General features: G+C 67.8%; 12 protein-coding genes. 3 read left to right on the forward strand and 9 right to left on the reverse strand.

Going from position 1 to position 12761, the window contains the following annotated elements:
* Positions 1-328 precede the first annotated feature (328 nt).
* Positions 329-724 carry a hypothetical protein gene (locus AC07OH_RS15370; RefSeq protein ID WP_139702724.1) on the forward strand — a complete coding sequence of 132 codons (396 nt, stop codon included), beginning with the start codon at positions 329-331 and terminating at the stop codon, positions 722-724.
* 53 nt (positions 725-777) lie between these two features.
* Here the strand turns inward: AC07OH_RS15370 and AC07OH_RS15375 are convergent, their stop codons facing one another.
* The 9 genes from AC07OH_RS15375 to AC07OH_RS15415 form a co-directional block, all read right to left on the reverse strand.
* Positions 778-1674, reverse strand: a complete 897-nt coding sequence (locus AC07OH_RS15375) for an NAD(P)-dependent oxidoreductase (RefSeq protein ID WP_495301254.1) — start codon at positions 1672-1674, stop codon at positions 778-780.
* Between the two features lie 4 nt (positions 1675-1678).
* Positions 1679-3127 carry an aldehyde dehydrogenase family protein gene (locus tag AC07OH_RS15380; RefSeq protein WP_495301255.1) on the reverse strand — a complete coding sequence of 483 codons (1449 nt, stop codon included), beginning with the start codon at positions 3125-3127 and terminating at the stop codon, positions 1679-1681.
* 26 nt (positions 3128-3153) lie between these two features.
* On the reverse strand, positions 3154-4554 hold the full coding sequence (locus AC07OH_RS15385; protein WP_495301256.1) for an amidase: 1401 nt from the start codon (positions 4552-4554) through the stop codon (positions 3154-3156).
* 7 nt (positions 4555-4561) lie between these two features.
* On the reverse strand, positions 4562-6055 hold the full coding sequence (locus tag AC07OH_RS15390; RefSeq protein ID WP_062479362.1) for an ABC transporter substrate-binding protein: 1494 nt from the start codon (positions 6053-6055) through the stop codon (positions 4562-4564).
* Positions 6056-6107: 52 nt separating this feature from the next.
* The gene (locus tag AC07OH_RS15395) at positions 6108-6935 is read right to left on the reverse strand and encodes an ATP-binding cassette domain-containing protein (protein ID WP_495301257.1); all 828 of its coding nucleotides are present in this window, start codon (positions 6933-6935) and stop codon (positions 6108-6110) included.
* Positions 6932-7924 carry an ABC transporter ATP-binding protein gene (locus AC07OH_RS15400; protein WP_495301258.1) on the reverse strand — a complete coding sequence of 331 codons (993 nt, stop codon included), beginning with the start codon at positions 7922-7924 and terminating at the stop codon, positions 6932-6934. Before AC07OH_RS15400 ends, AC07OH_RS15395 begins: the two co-directional genes overlap by 4 nt.
* Before the next feature lie 6 nt (positions 7925-7930).
* Complete coding sequence (locus AC07OH_RS15405) at positions 7931-8815, reverse strand: ABC transporter permease (protein WP_192195509.1); 885 nt, start codon at positions 8813-8815, stop codon at positions 7931-7933.
* The gene (locus AC07OH_RS15410) at positions 8812-9762 is read right to left on the reverse strand and encodes an ABC transporter permease (RefSeq protein WP_070061679.1); all 951 of its coding nucleotides are present in this window, start codon (positions 9760-9762) and stop codon (positions 8812-8814) included. The genes AC07OH_RS15405 and AC07OH_RS15410 overlap by 4 nt, the downstream gene beginning before the upstream one ends.
* 197 nt (positions 9763-9959) lie before the next feature.
* On the reverse strand, positions 9960-11051 hold the full coding sequence (locus tag AC07OH_RS15415; protein WP_070061680.1) for a tartrate dehydrogenase: 1092 nt from the start codon (positions 11049-11051) through the stop codon (positions 9960-9962).
* Positions 11052-11324: 273 nt separating this feature from the next.
* Between AC07OH_RS15415 and AC07OH_RS15420 the strand changes: the two genes are divergently transcribed.
* Both AC07OH_RS15420 and AC07OH_RS15425 read left to right on the forward strand, forming a co-directional pair.
* Complete coding sequence (locus tag AC07OH_RS15420) at positions 11325-12182, forward strand: aldo/keto reductase (RefSeq protein WP_495301259.1); 858 nt, start codon at positions 11325-11327, stop codon at positions 12180-12182.
* Between the two features lie 174 nt (positions 12183-12356).
* Complete coding sequence (locus AC07OH_RS15425) at positions 12357-12752, forward strand: hypothetical protein (protein ID WP_495301260.1); 396 nt, start codon at positions 12357-12359, stop codon at positions 12750-12752.
* The last annotated feature ends 9 nt before the right edge of the window (positions 12753-12761 follow it).

The raw sequence follows: 12761 nt of genomic DNA on the forward strand, positions 1-12761 counted from the left end.
CGTTGCCACGGAGTTGGCGCAGGCCACCCCACAACGCCCTCCGGCCACCTTGCCGAGGGGCCATCGGAGCACAAGCCGTGTCGTCGCAGAAAAAGAACGCCGCCTTCCTCGTCTCGATCTTGGGCCAACGCCTCCTGGCGTGGCTGTGGCGCGCAGGAAGAAGCAGGCCTCGTTCGCGTACGCCGGCCGGATCTGGCGCGCAGAAAAGTAGCGCTTTTTAGTTAATGCCATGTAACGCCATCGGGCGTTGCTGACAGGCCAACCAGGCGCTTGGACGCACGCGCACGGCTGAACGCATGCCGGCTGCGCGACGTCAGAGGGGCATGTCATGTTCACCCGCTACGCCATCCGCGCGCTGCTTTGCATCGCCGTCGTGCCCGCCATCTCCGAGGAGCCCCTGCCCATCCGGGGCCGCGTGTTCCTGAGCAAAGCCGAGGTCGAAAGCACCTTGATCGGCAAGCCCATCGTTTCAAGCAATCTCTCGACGGGCATGGTCTCGCGCTGGCAGTTCCATGCGGATGGCCGCGTCGACTTCGTCAACCAGAGCGGGCCCGGCAAGGCGTCGGGCAAATGGGTGCTCAACGCCGACGGCTCGATGTGCGTGACGATGATTTCTCGAACCGGGTGTCGCTACTGGTTCAGGAACGAGAAAGATGGTGCCCTTGCGAATGCCACCACCAGGGAGCCGAATGCGCCGACCGTGGCCGAGATACGGTTCGAGTGATGGCGTGAGATGGGGCGGTTCAGCTCAGCGCTTCGCACGCGCCCCGAAGAATGTCAGCGCAGCGCTTCGACCAGGTCCAGCACCATGCGATCCGGCCCGAAGGTTTCGACCCCGTGGGCCAGCAAGGCATCCACAGCCTGCGCGATGCCATGGCTGGCCGACGCCTGCTCCGCCATGTCGTTGTAGTACCCCAGGTCCTTCTTCGCATTCGCCATCGAGAACTTCAGCGAATCGGTGCTGCCCGTCAGCAGCTTGGGCTTGAGGCGTTCCAGCGCCACGCCGTTGCCGCCGCCCTTGGCGAGCACGTCGACGAACACCTCGGGCTTCACGCCGGCGCGTTGCGCGCAGGCCGCGGCTTCGCACAGCAGCGCCACGGTGCCCAGCGACACGAAGTTGTGCAGCAGCTTCATCGCATGGCCCGCGCCCACATCGCCGACGTGCGTGACGTTCTCTGCAAAGCAGCGCAGCAGCGGCAGGCACGAGGCCAGCACCTCGGCGTCGCCGCCCACCAGCAGGTTCAGGCGGCCTTCGGCGGCCTCCTTGGCGGTGCGGGTCATGGGCGTGTCGAGGAAGCGGCCGCCCTTGGCAAGCACCGCCTGCGCCACCTTGGCGGTGGAGGCGGGCACGGCGGTGGAGCAGTCGATCACCACGGTGCCGGGGCGCAGCGTGCTCAGCGCGCCGTTGTCGCCCAGCATCACGGCCTCGACCTGCGGCGTGCCGGTGACGCACAGGATCAGCACATCGACCTGCGCGGCCAGCGTGGCCACATCTTTCACCGAGGTGGCGCCGGCCCTCAGCAGGTCGTCGATCGGCTGGTTGCCCGCGTGCTCCAGCACCGTGAGCTGGTGGCCGTGCTTGACGATGTTGCTGGCGATGCCGTGGCCCATCAGGCCGACGCCGATGAGGCCGACTTTGCGCGAGGTTGATTGTTGCTGTTCTGTGGTGGTCATGAATTCATCCGTGCTTGATGGCGATGGTCTTGAGGGTCGTGAAGCCGAGCAGGGCCTCGAAGCCCTTCTCGCGGCCGAAGCCGCTCGACTTCACGCCGCCGAACGGCAGTTCTACACCACCCGCAGCGCCGTAATTGTTGACGAAGACCTGGCCGCAATGCAGCTTGTGCGCCATGCGCAGCTGGCGCCCGCCGTCGCGCGACCACACGCCGGCCACCAGGCCGAAGTCGGTGCCGTTGGCCAGGCGCACCGCCTCGGCCTCGTCGGCGAAGGGCATCACGGCCAGCACCGGGCCGAAGACCTCGCGCTGGGCCAGGTCGCTGTCATGCGGCACGTCGCGGAACAGCACGGCTTCCTGGTAGTAGCCGGTGGACGGTGCCTGCGGCGACACGGTGCCGCGCGCCGCCACCTTCATGCCGCTCGCCTCGGCGGTCGCGACCATGTCGCGCACCTGGCGGAACTGCTTCTCGTTGATGAGCGGGCCCATGTCCAGGTCTTCGGCGGGCGTGCCCGCGCGCACGGCCGTGAAGCGCTTGGCAAGGCGCTGCACGACCTCTTCATAGATCGACTGCTCGACCAGCACGCGGCTGCCCGCCGAGCAGGTCTGGCCGGCGTTCTGGATGATGGCGTTGAGCAGCACGGGCTCGGCCGCGTCGAGGTCGGCGTCGGCGAACACGATCTGCGGCGACTTGCCGCCCAGCTCCAGCGTCACGGGGCAGTGGCGCTCGGCCGCGGCCAGGCCCACGCTGCGGCCGGTCATGGTCGAGCCGGTGAACGAGATGTGGTCGATGCCCGGGTGCGCGCACAGCGCCGCGCCGGCTTCCTTGCCGTAGCCCGTGACCACGTTGAGCGCACCGGCCGGAAAGCCCACCTCGGTCGCGATCTCGGCCAGACGCAGCAGCGAGAGGCTTGCGTCTTCCGCCGGCTTCACCACGCAGGCGTTGCCCGCGGCGAGCGAGGCGCCCACGCTGCGGCCCGCGATCTGCATCGGGTAGTTCCAGGGAATGATGTGGCCCGTCACGCCATGCGGGATGCGCACGGTGAGCACGGTGTAGCCGCGCTCGTAGGGCAGGGTGTCGCCGTGCAGCTTGTCGCAGGCGCCGGCGTAGTACTCGAAGTAGCGCGCCAGCGCGGTCGCGTCGTTGCGCGCCACGCGCAGCGCCTTGCCGGTGTCGCGCGCCTCGAGCTGGGCCAGCTCTTCGTGGTGCTGCATCACGGCGGCGCCGAGCTTGGCGAGCAGCCGGCCGCGCTCGAGTGCGGTGGTGGCGCCCCAGGGGCCGTCGAAGTGCTCGCCCATGGCCTGGCGCGCGGCGCCCACGGCGGCGTCGATGTCGGCGGCGGTGCCGCGTGCGATCTCGCCGAATTTCTGGCCGTCGCTCGGGTCGATCACGTCGATGGTGGCGTCGGCTTCGGACGCCACGCGGCGGCCGTCGATGTAGTGGGTGGCGTTCATGGGAAGGTGTGTCTCCGTATTGCGGTTCAGATTGGCTCAGGCCAGGGCTTCTGGGCGTCGCGAATCTGTTCGAAGGCGCGGCTGAACTGCAGCACGCCCAGGTCGTCGAAGCGGCGGCCGGCCACCTGCAGGCCGATGGGCAGGCCTTCGGCCGAGTAGCCGCAGTTGACCGAGGCGGCAGGCTGTTCCGACATGTTGTAGGGCACCGTGAAGCCGATGTGTTCCAGCGGCCGCATCGGGTCGTTGGTGGGCGAGGCATGGTCCGCGGGCGCGGGCATGTTCGGAGACACCGGCGAGATCACGAAGTCGTACGCCTTGGTGGCGGCGACCGTGGCCGCGCGTGTGGCGACGAACTGGCTGTAGCCGTCGAAGACGTGCGCACCCGAGAAACCGGCCGCGCTCTCGGCCCATTCGCGGATGTACGGCAGGATCTTCGCGCGCTGTTCGGCGCTCATGGCCTGCATGTCCAGGCACGAGCGCATGCGCCAGAAGTGGTCCATGCCCTGCAGCATCTGCGGCGTCATGAAGGCCGGGATTTCCTCGACGTGAGCGCCAGCGGCCTCGATGCGTTTGGCGGCATCGCGGATGGCCTGCGCGATCTGCGGATCGAGCGGCAGGCCGCAGCCCGCGTCCATGTGCAGTGCCACGCGCTTGCCCTTGAGGAACGACGGATCGACCTCGAAGGCGTTCCAGTCGATCACGGGCGGCGGCAGTTCCGAATAGTCGCGGTCGTCGGGCTGCGCGACCGAAGCCATCATCAGCGCCGCGTCGGCCACGGTGCGCGTCATCGGGCCGGCGCAGCGGCCCATGTAGGGCGAGCTCAGCGGAATGCGGCCGAAGCTGGGCTTGAGCGTGAAGATGCCGCACCAGCTCGCCGGCAGGCGCAGCGAGCCGCCGATGTCGGTGCCCACGTGCAGCGGGCCGTAGCCTGCGGCGGCCGCCGCACCGGCGCCCGCGCTGGAACCGCCCGGCGTGCGCGAGGTGTCCCACGGGTTGCGCGAGAGGTCGTGAAAGCTCGACAGGCCCGACGACAGCATGCCCAGGTCGGGCATCGTGGTCTTGGCGACCATCACCGTACCGTCGGCCTTCAGGCGCGCGGCGGGCGGCGAGTCGTAGCTCACCGGCACGAGTTCGTAGGCGGCGGTGCCCAGCGGCATCGGGTCGCCCTCGGTCGCGAGGTTTTCCTTGATGGTCACGGGCACGCCGTCGAGCGTGCCGCGCGGCGCGCCGGCGCGCCAGCGCGCTTCGGAGGCGCGCGCCTGTTCGAGCGCGGCCTCGGGGCGGAACAGCCAGGTGGCGCGCAGTTGCGGCTCGCAGGCCGCGATGCGTTCGTTGACCGCGCGCGTCACCTCGACCGGCGAGAGTTCCCTGGCGGCGTAGGCGGCGTGCAGTTCCTGCACGCCCAGGGCGTAAAGAGGTTTCGTCATCGCCGCATCAACCCCACGAGATGGCGGCCAGGTCGTTCGCGACGATCGGCATGTTCGGCCACAGGCCCTTCACTTCCTTGCGTGCGACCGTGGGGAACACGGCCTGGAACAGGAAGCCGTTGACGGCATCGTTGGCGAGCATCTTCTGCGCCTCGCCGAGCAGCGCGTTGCGCTTCTTCTCGTCGGGCTCGCTCTGCACCGAGGCGTACAGATCGCGGAACTTCTTCGAGTCGTAGCCCCAGTAGTAGTCGGGCTCGGTGTACTTCACGAGGTCGAAGGGTTCCACGTGCGCGACGATGCTCAGGTCGAAATCGTGCCCGCCGCCGAAGGTGCCGCTGAGCCACTGGGCCCATTCGACGTTCTGGATCTTCACGTTGATGCCGATGGCCGCGAGCTGGGCTGCGATCACCTCGCCGCCCTGGCGCGCGTACGAAGGCGGCGGCAGCGTCATGCGCAGTTCGAGCGGCGTCTTCACGCCCGCGTCGGCCAGCAGCTTCTTCGCCTTGGCGATGTCGAAGGGGTTGATGCCGGTGGTGTCGACATAGCCCGGCGCGCCGATCGGGTAGTGGCTGCCGATGGCCTTGCCGAAGCCGTCGGCCGCACCCTGGATCACCACGTTGCGGTCCACCGCGGCCAGGATGGCGCGGCGCACGCGCACGTCGTCCAGCGGCTTGCGCTTGTTGTTGATCGCCAGGATCACCTTGCTGCGCGTGCCCACTTCGAGCACGCGGAAGCGCGGGTTGGCGCGGAACTGGCCCACGCTGCGCGTGCCGGCGCGCGGGAAGATGTCGATGTCGCCGGCCATCAGCGCCGCGGTCTGCGCCGCCGAGTCGGACATGAACTTGAAGACGAACTTGTTGACCTTGGCCAGCGCCGGGTTGCGGTACGTCGGCGACTTCACCAGCGAACAGGCCGAGCCGCGCTGCCAGCTGTCGAGCTTGTAGGGGCCGGTGCCCACGGGCTTGGTGGCGTTGGTGTCGGCGCTCTTGGGCTCGACGATGCAGGCGGTGGCCTGGCCGAGCATGAAGAGCAGGTCGGGGTTGGGCTGCGCGGTGGTGATGACCACCGTGTCGGCGTCGGGCGTCTTCAGGCTGATCTCGCTGAAGAAGCGCTTGTCCTTGTTGGTGCTCTTCTCGCCGGCCGCGCGCTCGAAGCTGAACTTGACGGCGGCGGCGTCGAAGGCCTCGCCGTTCTCGAACTTCACGCCCTTGCGCAGCTTGAAGGTGTGGGTCTTCAGGTCGGGCGACACGGTCCAGCTCTCGGCCAGCAGCGGCGTCACGCTGCCGTCGGCGTTGATCTTGGTCAGCGTCTCGAAGATGTTGTAGTGTGCGATCTCGGCAATGGCCGAGGCGGCGGCGGTGGTCGGGTCCAGGCCCGGCGGTTCCAGCGGCATGCCGATGGTCAGCATGTTCTTGCCGGTCTGGGCCTGCGCGAACAGCGGGAAGGCGCCGGGGATCGCGGCGGCGATGGCGGTGCCCATGAGGGTGCGTCGCTTCAACATTCGGGGGTTCTCCTGGAAGAAAAAAGAGGCTACCGGTTCGACCCGTTCGGGCCTACCGCGATGGCGTGTGCAGCACGGCCGACAGCAGGGTGCGTGTGTATGGGTGTTGCGCGTGGGCAAAAAGTTCGGCGGGCTGGCCGCGTTCCACGATCTGGCCCTTGAACACCACGCACACCTCGTCGCACAGGTGGTTGACCACCGCGAGGTCGTGGCTGATGAGCAGGTAGCTGATGCCGAACTGCTGCTGCAGGTCCTGCATGAGGTTGAGCACCTGGGCCTGCACGGACACATCGAGTGCGCTCACGGGCTCGTCGGCGACGATGAGCTTGGGGCGCGTGATGAGCGCGCGTGCGATGGCGATGCGCTGGCGCTGGCCGCCGGAGAACTCGTGCGGGTACTTGTCGAGGTCGGTGGTGCGCAGGCCGACGGCCGCGAGCGCTTCGGCGGCGCGTTCGCGCTGCTCGGCACGCCGCGTTTCGGCCAGCGCTTCGAGCGGCTCGGCGACGATGCGTGCGACGGTCTGGCGCGGATCGAGCGAACCGTAGGGGTCCTGGAAGACCATCTGGAAGTCGCGCCGCGCGGTGCGCAGCTCGGCCTTCGAGAGCGCGTGCAGGTTGCGGCCTTCGAGCGCGACGCTGCCCGAGGTGGGTGTGTCCAGCGCCATCACGAGGCGCGCGATGGTCGACTTGCCCGAGCCCGATTCGCCGACGATGCCCACGCTCTTGCCTGCCTGCACCTCGAAGCTCACGCCGTTGAGCGCCTTCACGGTGGGCGGCGGGCCGAAGAGTTTTTCGCGCGGCAGGGCGTAGTGCCGCACGAGGTCGGTCACCTGCAGCAGCGGGGTGGAGGCAGAAGACGTCGAAGTCATCGGGGTGCTCATGCGGCGGCCAGCGTGGCGTGCGCGGCGACGGCGTCGAGGTGCAGGCAGCTCACCGCATGGCCGTTGGGTTGGCGCGTCACCGGCGGTTTCGTGGTGTGGCAGGCGTCGGTCGTGAAGTCGCAGCGGCCCGCGAAGCCGCAGCCGCGCGGAATGTCGACCAGCTCGGGCACGCTGCCGCGGATGGTGGGCAGCCGGCCCGCGTGCACGGCGCCGAGCGCGGGGCGCGCGGCGAACAGGCCGCGCGTGTAGGGGTGGGTGCGGTCGGCAAAGACCGTTTCGGTGGGGCCGCTTTCCACCGCGCTGCCGCCGTACATCACGAGCATGCGCTGCACGCTGCTGGCAATCACGCCGAGGTCGTGCGAGATGAGGATCAGCGCCATGCCCATTTCGGCGACCAGGCCCTGGATCAGGTCGAGCACCTGCTTCTGGATCGTCACGTCGAGCGCGGTGGTGGGCTCGTCGGCGATCAGCAGGTCGGGACCGCAGGCCAAGGCCATCGCGATGCCGATGCGCTGGCGTTGCCCGCCGGAGAACTGGTGCGGGTAGGCGTCGAGGCGCGAGGCGGCGTCGGGAATGCCGACACGGTCGAGCAGGTCGAGGGCCTCTTTGCGCGCCTGCGCCTTGGTGAGGCCGCGGTGCAGCATCAGCGGTTCGCCGACCTGGCGCGCGATGGTGTGCACGGGGTTCAGGGCCGTCATCGGCTCCTGGAAGATCATGCCGATGCGGTTGCCGCGCAGTTGGCACATCTGCTTTTCGGGCAGGCCGACGAGTTCCTGGCCGTCGAGCTTGATGCTGCCCGTGACCTTGGCGGTGGAGGGCAGCAGGCCCATGAGCGACATCACGGTGATCGACTTGCCGCAGCCCGACTCGCCGACGATGCCCAGCGTTTCGCCGCGCTCCAGCGAAAAGGAAATGCCGCGCACGGCTTCGGCCGGGCCGCGTTGCGTCTGCAGGCCGATGTGGAGGTCGTTGACTTCGAGAAGGGGCATGGCGGTCTACCTTGCGCGGGCCAGGCGCGGATCGAGCAGGTCGCGCAGACCGTCGCCCAGCAGGTTCAGGCCGAGCACCGCGAAGGCGATGGCCATGCCGGGGAAGACGGCCAGCAGCGGCTGCTGGAACATGAGGGTCTGGGCTTCGCTGAGCATGCGGCCCCATGAAGGCTGTGGCGGCTGCGTGCCGAGGCCGAGGTAGGAGAGGGCGGCCTCGGCCAGGATCGCGATGGCGAAGCGGATGGTGATCTGCACGATGAGCACGGCGGAGATGTTCGGCAGCACGTGCTGCATGGTGATCGCGAACGATCCCTTGCCGCAGGCGCGCGCGGCGGCGACGTATTCGCGTGACCAGATGGCGTTGGCCGAAGCGCGCGTGATGCGTGCAAACGTCGGGATGTTGTAGATGCCGATCGCGACGATGGCGTTGACGATGCCGGCACCGAACACGGCGGTCATCATGATGGCCGAGAGGATGGCGGGGAAGGCGAGCGTGAAGTCCGAGAGGCGCATCACGGCTTCCTCGACCCAGCCGCGCCTCGCAGCCGCGAGCAGGCCCAGCGCCGTGCCGACCACGAGGCCGATGCCCACGGCGATCACGCCCACGAGGATGGACGCACGCGCACCCACCAGCAACAGCGAGGCCACGTCGCGCCCGAAGGCGTCGGTGCCGAGCCAGTGCGTGGCCGAGGGGCCTTGCATCTTGTTCGCCATGTCCATCGCGTAAGGCGACCACGGCGTCCAGACGAAGGAGATCAGAGCCGCCAGCAACAGCAGCAGCGCGAACACGCCGCCGATGACGAAGCTGCGGTGCTTGACCGCGCGGCGCCAGAAGCCGGGCGCGAGGGGCGCGGCGGATGCGGGCACGGAAGGGGAGAGGATGGCGCTCATATGTCGCTCGCCTTGATGCGCGGGTCGATCACGGCATAGAGCACGTCGACCACGAAGTTCACGATGACCACCATGGCCGCGAGCAGCATCACGCAGTTGCGCACCACGATCAGGTCGCGGTTGCTGATGGCCTGGAAGATCAGCCGGCCCAGGCCCGGCAGGTAGAACACGTTCTCCACCACGATGGTGCCGGCCAGCAGCTCGGAGAATTGCATGCCCATGACGGTGATGACGGGGATCATCGCGTTGCGCAGCACGTGGGTCCACAGCACCATGCGCTGCGACACGCCCTTGGCGCGCGCGGTGCGAACGAAGTCTTCGCGCATCACCTCGAGCACGGCCGAGCGCGTGATGCGCGCGAGGATGGCCGCTTGCACCACAGCCAGCGACAGTGCCGGCAGCAGCAGCGATTTCAGTCCCGCGAAGATGCCTTCGCCCCAGCCCTCGAAGCCGCCGGCAGAGAACCACTGCAGCTGCACCGAGAACACGAGGATCAGCAGGATCGCGAACCAGAAGTTGGGAATGGCGATGCCGACCTGGGCCATACCCATGAGGCCGACGTCGCCGAGCTTGTTATGGCGCGCCGCAGCCGTCACGCCCACGAGCAGGGCGATGACGACAGTCAGGGCCATGGCCATCACGGCCAGCGGCACGGTGAGAGCCAGGCGCTCGAGGATCAGGTCGATGACGGGCGAGCTGTAGGCATAGCTGTCACCGAGGTTGCCGGTGAGCAGGCCGCCGATCCAGTGCCAGTAGCGGGTCCAGGCGGGTTGGTCGAGGCCGAGCTTGGTGGCCAGGGCGGCGACGGCGTCGGGCGAGGCGTCGGGGCCCATGAGCATCTGCGCGGCATTGCCGGGGAGAATTTCGAGCACCAGGAACACGATGACGGACGCGCCGATCAGCGTGCCGATGAGCGTCAAGGTGCGCTTGAGCAGGAACAGGCCCATGGTTCAGTGGCTCCGTTGTTTGTCGCTGTTCAGGGCGTGTGCCCAGGCCACCGGGTACTTCCCTCCGCGAATGTCCCCCGGCCTGCGGCCTCCTCCTTCATTTCGCTGCGGGAAGCACCCAGTGCCCTGAGCACGGGGGCACGCTGCGGGTGTGCGCAGCGCGTTTCGCTTCCTGCGAAAAAGAGGGGCGGGAGGTGTCATGCCGAAGCGATGCACTCGGCAATCGCGCGGCCCACGTCCACCGTGTTGGCGGTGCCGCCCATGTCGCGCGTGCGCGGGCCTTCGCTGAGCACGGTCTCGATCGCCGAGAGCACGGCCGCCGAGGCCTGTGCGTACACGGGGTCGTTGTCGCCCAGGTGGTCGAGCATCAGAGCAGCCGACCAGATCTGGCCGATGGGGTTGGCGATGCCCTTGCCTGCGATGTCAGGGGCCGAGCCGTGCACGGGTTCGAACAGCGAGGGGAACTTGCGTTCGGGGTTCAGGTTGGCCGAGGGCGCGATGCCGATGGTGCCGGTGCAGGCGGGGCCCAGGTCGGAGAGGATGTCACCGAACAGGTTGGAGGCCACGACCACGTCGAACCAGTCGGGGTGCTGCACGAAGTGCGCGCACAGGATGTCGATGTGGTACTTGCTCGTGGCCACGTCGGGGTAGCGCGTGGCAATCTCGGCCAAGCGTTCGTCCCAGTAGGGCATGGTGATCGAGATGCCGTTCGACTTGGTGGCGGCCACCAGGTTCTTGCGCTTGCGGCGGTTGGCGAGCTGGAACGCGTAGTCGATGATGCGGTCGACACCCACGCGGGTGAACACGGCTTCCTGGATCGCCATTTCGCGCGGCGTGCCTTCGAACAGGCGCCCGCCCACCGAGGTGTATTCGCCTTCGGTGTTCTCGCGCACGACGAGGAAGTCGATGTCGCCGGGCTTGCGGTGCGCCAGCGGGCCGGGCACGCCGGGCATCAGGCGCACGGGGCGCAGGTTCACATACTGGTCGAAGTCGCGGCGGATCTTGATGAGCAGGCCCCACACGGCGATGTGGTCGGGCACCTTGGCAGGATCGCCCACGGCGCCGAAGTAGATCGCGTCGTGGCCCTGGATCTTGTCGGCCCAGTCGGCCGGCATCATCAGGCCGGTGCGCACGTAGTGGTCGGAGCCCCAGTCGAAATGGTCGTACGCGAAATCGATGCCGAAGCGCCGACTGACCGCGTCGAGCACGCGAAGGCCCTCGGGCATGACTTCGACGCCGATGCCGTCTCCGGGAATGACGGCAATCCTGTGCTTTTGCTTCTGCTGCATTGACTCAACCTGTTCCTGAACCGTTTCGATAAGAGCGCCGACGCTTGTGACACCGGGCCGTCAAAAAATTCTAGGAGCGGGTGGAGCGCGCGCGATGGGGGTTGGCACCCACCGGGCATTGATAAAAAGCGAAGGCAAAAACGCCAGAACACGGCGGAAGATAAGCAATTGATGGTCATCGAACTGACTTGAGCTTCGAAAAATTAGAAGGCGCCGGGGGCGGAAAACCCGCACCCGGGCACCCGCCCAAAGGGCCTGCGTACCATCGTGCCCATGCGAACACTTCCACTCCCCACCGGCGGCGAGATGCCGGTTCTTGGTCTCGGTACCTGGCGCATGGGCGAAGACGCCACCCGCCACGCGGCCGAGGTGGCCGCGGTGCGCGAGGCCATCGGCCTGGGCTACCGCCTGATCGACACGGCCGAGATGTACGGCGAGGGCGGCGCCGAGACCGTGGTCGGCCGGGCCGTGGCCGAGGCGCTGCGCGCGGGCGATGTGCAGCGCGAAGACCTCTTCATCGTCAGCAAGGTCTACCCGCACAACGCCAGCCGCCGCGGCACGGGGCAGGCCTGCGAGCGCAGCCTGGCGCGGCTGGGGTTGGAGCGCATCGACCTGTACCTGTTGCACTGGCGCGGCAACCACCCGCTGGCGCACACGGTCGAGGCGATGCACGAACTGGTGGAGGCCGGCCGCATCGGTCATTGGGGCGTGAGCAACTTCGACACCGACGACATGCAGGAGCTGGCGCAGGTCATCGGCAACGGTTCGGCCTGCGCGGCCAACCAGGTGTACCTGTCGCTCGGCGAGCGCGGCCCCGAGTTCGACCTGCTGCCCTGGCAGCGCGAACGCGGCATGCCGCTGATGGCCTACAGCCCGATCGACCAGGGCGCGCTGGCGGGCGACGAGGCACTGGGCCGGCTGGCGGTCGAGCTCGGCGTGAGCGCCGCGCAACTGGCGCTGGCCGCGGTCATCGCGCGCCCGGGCGTGGCGGCGATTCCGAAGGCGGTGCGCAGCGCGCACCTGAAAGAAAACAGGGCCGCCGCCGAGCTGCAGCTCGATGCGACGACCCTGGCGGCGCTGGACCGGATCTATCCGGTGCCGAAGCGCAAGACGCCGTTGGCGATGATTTGAAGTCGCTGCATCGCTGAGACCTGCGCAGGACTTCTTGATGCTCTGTCACGCCTTGGCGTGAGAGGCTTGCAGCTCGGCCAGCGGAATCCCTCGAACGAGGGATGTGTGTGTCACCCCTTTTTTATTGAAATGCCTGAGGACTTCTGTTCCCAGGCATCAAGGAGGGTTGGCGACATGAACTTGCATCCCACGGTTATCGGCGGCTTCGTCTTTCTTTTTATCGCCGCAGTCGCGGTGCTGGTCTGCATCTGGTTTGCCGGACCAGCCGATGAGCGGGGACGGCCCTTGAGCTTGCTGCTTTGCACGGTGAGCGCGCTGCTTGGCTATGGCTACGGAATTCTCAGATTCCCGCTCGATGGCACCGAAGTCGATGCCTTCAAGGAAATAGAGAAAGGCGCGACGTTGCTGATCTCCGGATACGTGGTGGGAAAGCTCGACGGAGTGATTGCGCCCTTGCTCAAAGGCGAGAAGGACGCATTGTTCGTCTCGCGATTCCTGACATCCATCGCGTCCTTCGTCATTGCATTGATCGCGACCTTCATGGCGCGAACCGGCTACGTCCACTCCTAGGTTCGGCCT

The sequence above is a fragment of the Variovorax sp. GW821-FHT10C12 genome (assembly GCF_059415405.1).

Coding starts and splice junctions, on each gene's coding strand:
- AC07OH_RS15390 (WP_062479362.1), bottom strand. CDS start 6,055: ATGTTGAAGCGACGCACCCTCATGGGCACCGCCATCGCCGCCGCGATC.
- AC07OH_RS15425 (WP_495301260.1), top strand. CDS start 12,357: ATGAACTTGCATCCCACGGTTATCGGCGGCTTCGTCTTTCTTTTTATC.
- AC07OH_RS15400 (WP_495301258.1), bottom strand. CDS start 7,924: ATGCCCCTTCTCGAAGTCAACGACCTCCACATCGGCCTGCAGACGCAA.
- AC07OH_RS15395 (WP_495301257.1), bottom strand. CDS start 6,935: ATGAGCACCCCGATGACTTCGACGTCTTCTGCCTCCACCCCGCTGCTG.
- AC07OH_RS15415 (WP_070061680.1), bottom strand. CDS start 11,051: ATGCAGCAGAAGCAAAAGCACAGGATTGCCGTCATTCCCGGAGACGGC.
- AC07OH_RS15380 (WP_495301255.1), bottom strand. CDS start 3,127: ATGAACGCCACCCACTACATCGACGGCCGCCGCGTGGCGTCCGAAGCC.
- AC07OH_RS15375 (WP_495301254.1), bottom strand. CDS start 1,674: ATGACCACCACAGAACAGCAACAATCAACCTCGCGCAAAGTCGGCCTC.
- AC07OH_RS15385 (WP_495301256.1), bottom strand. CDS start 4,554: ATGACGAAACCTCTTTACGCCCTGGGCGTGCAGGAACTGCACGCCGCC.
- AC07OH_RS15410 (WP_070061679.1), bottom strand. CDS start 9,762: ATGGGCCTGTTCCTGCTCAAGCGCACCTTGACGCTCATCGGCACGCTG.
- AC07OH_RS15405 (WP_192195509.1), bottom strand. CDS start 8,815: ATGAGCGCCATCCTCTCCCCTTCCGTGCCCGCATCCGCCGCGCCCCTC.
- AC07OH_RS15420 (WP_495301259.1), top strand. CDS start 11,325: ATGCGAACACTTCCACTCCCCACCGGCGGCGAGATGCCGGTTCTTGGT.
- AC07OH_RS15370 (WP_139702724.1), top strand. CDS start 329: ATGTTCACCCGCTACGCCATCCGCGCGCTGCTTTGCATCGCCGTCGTG.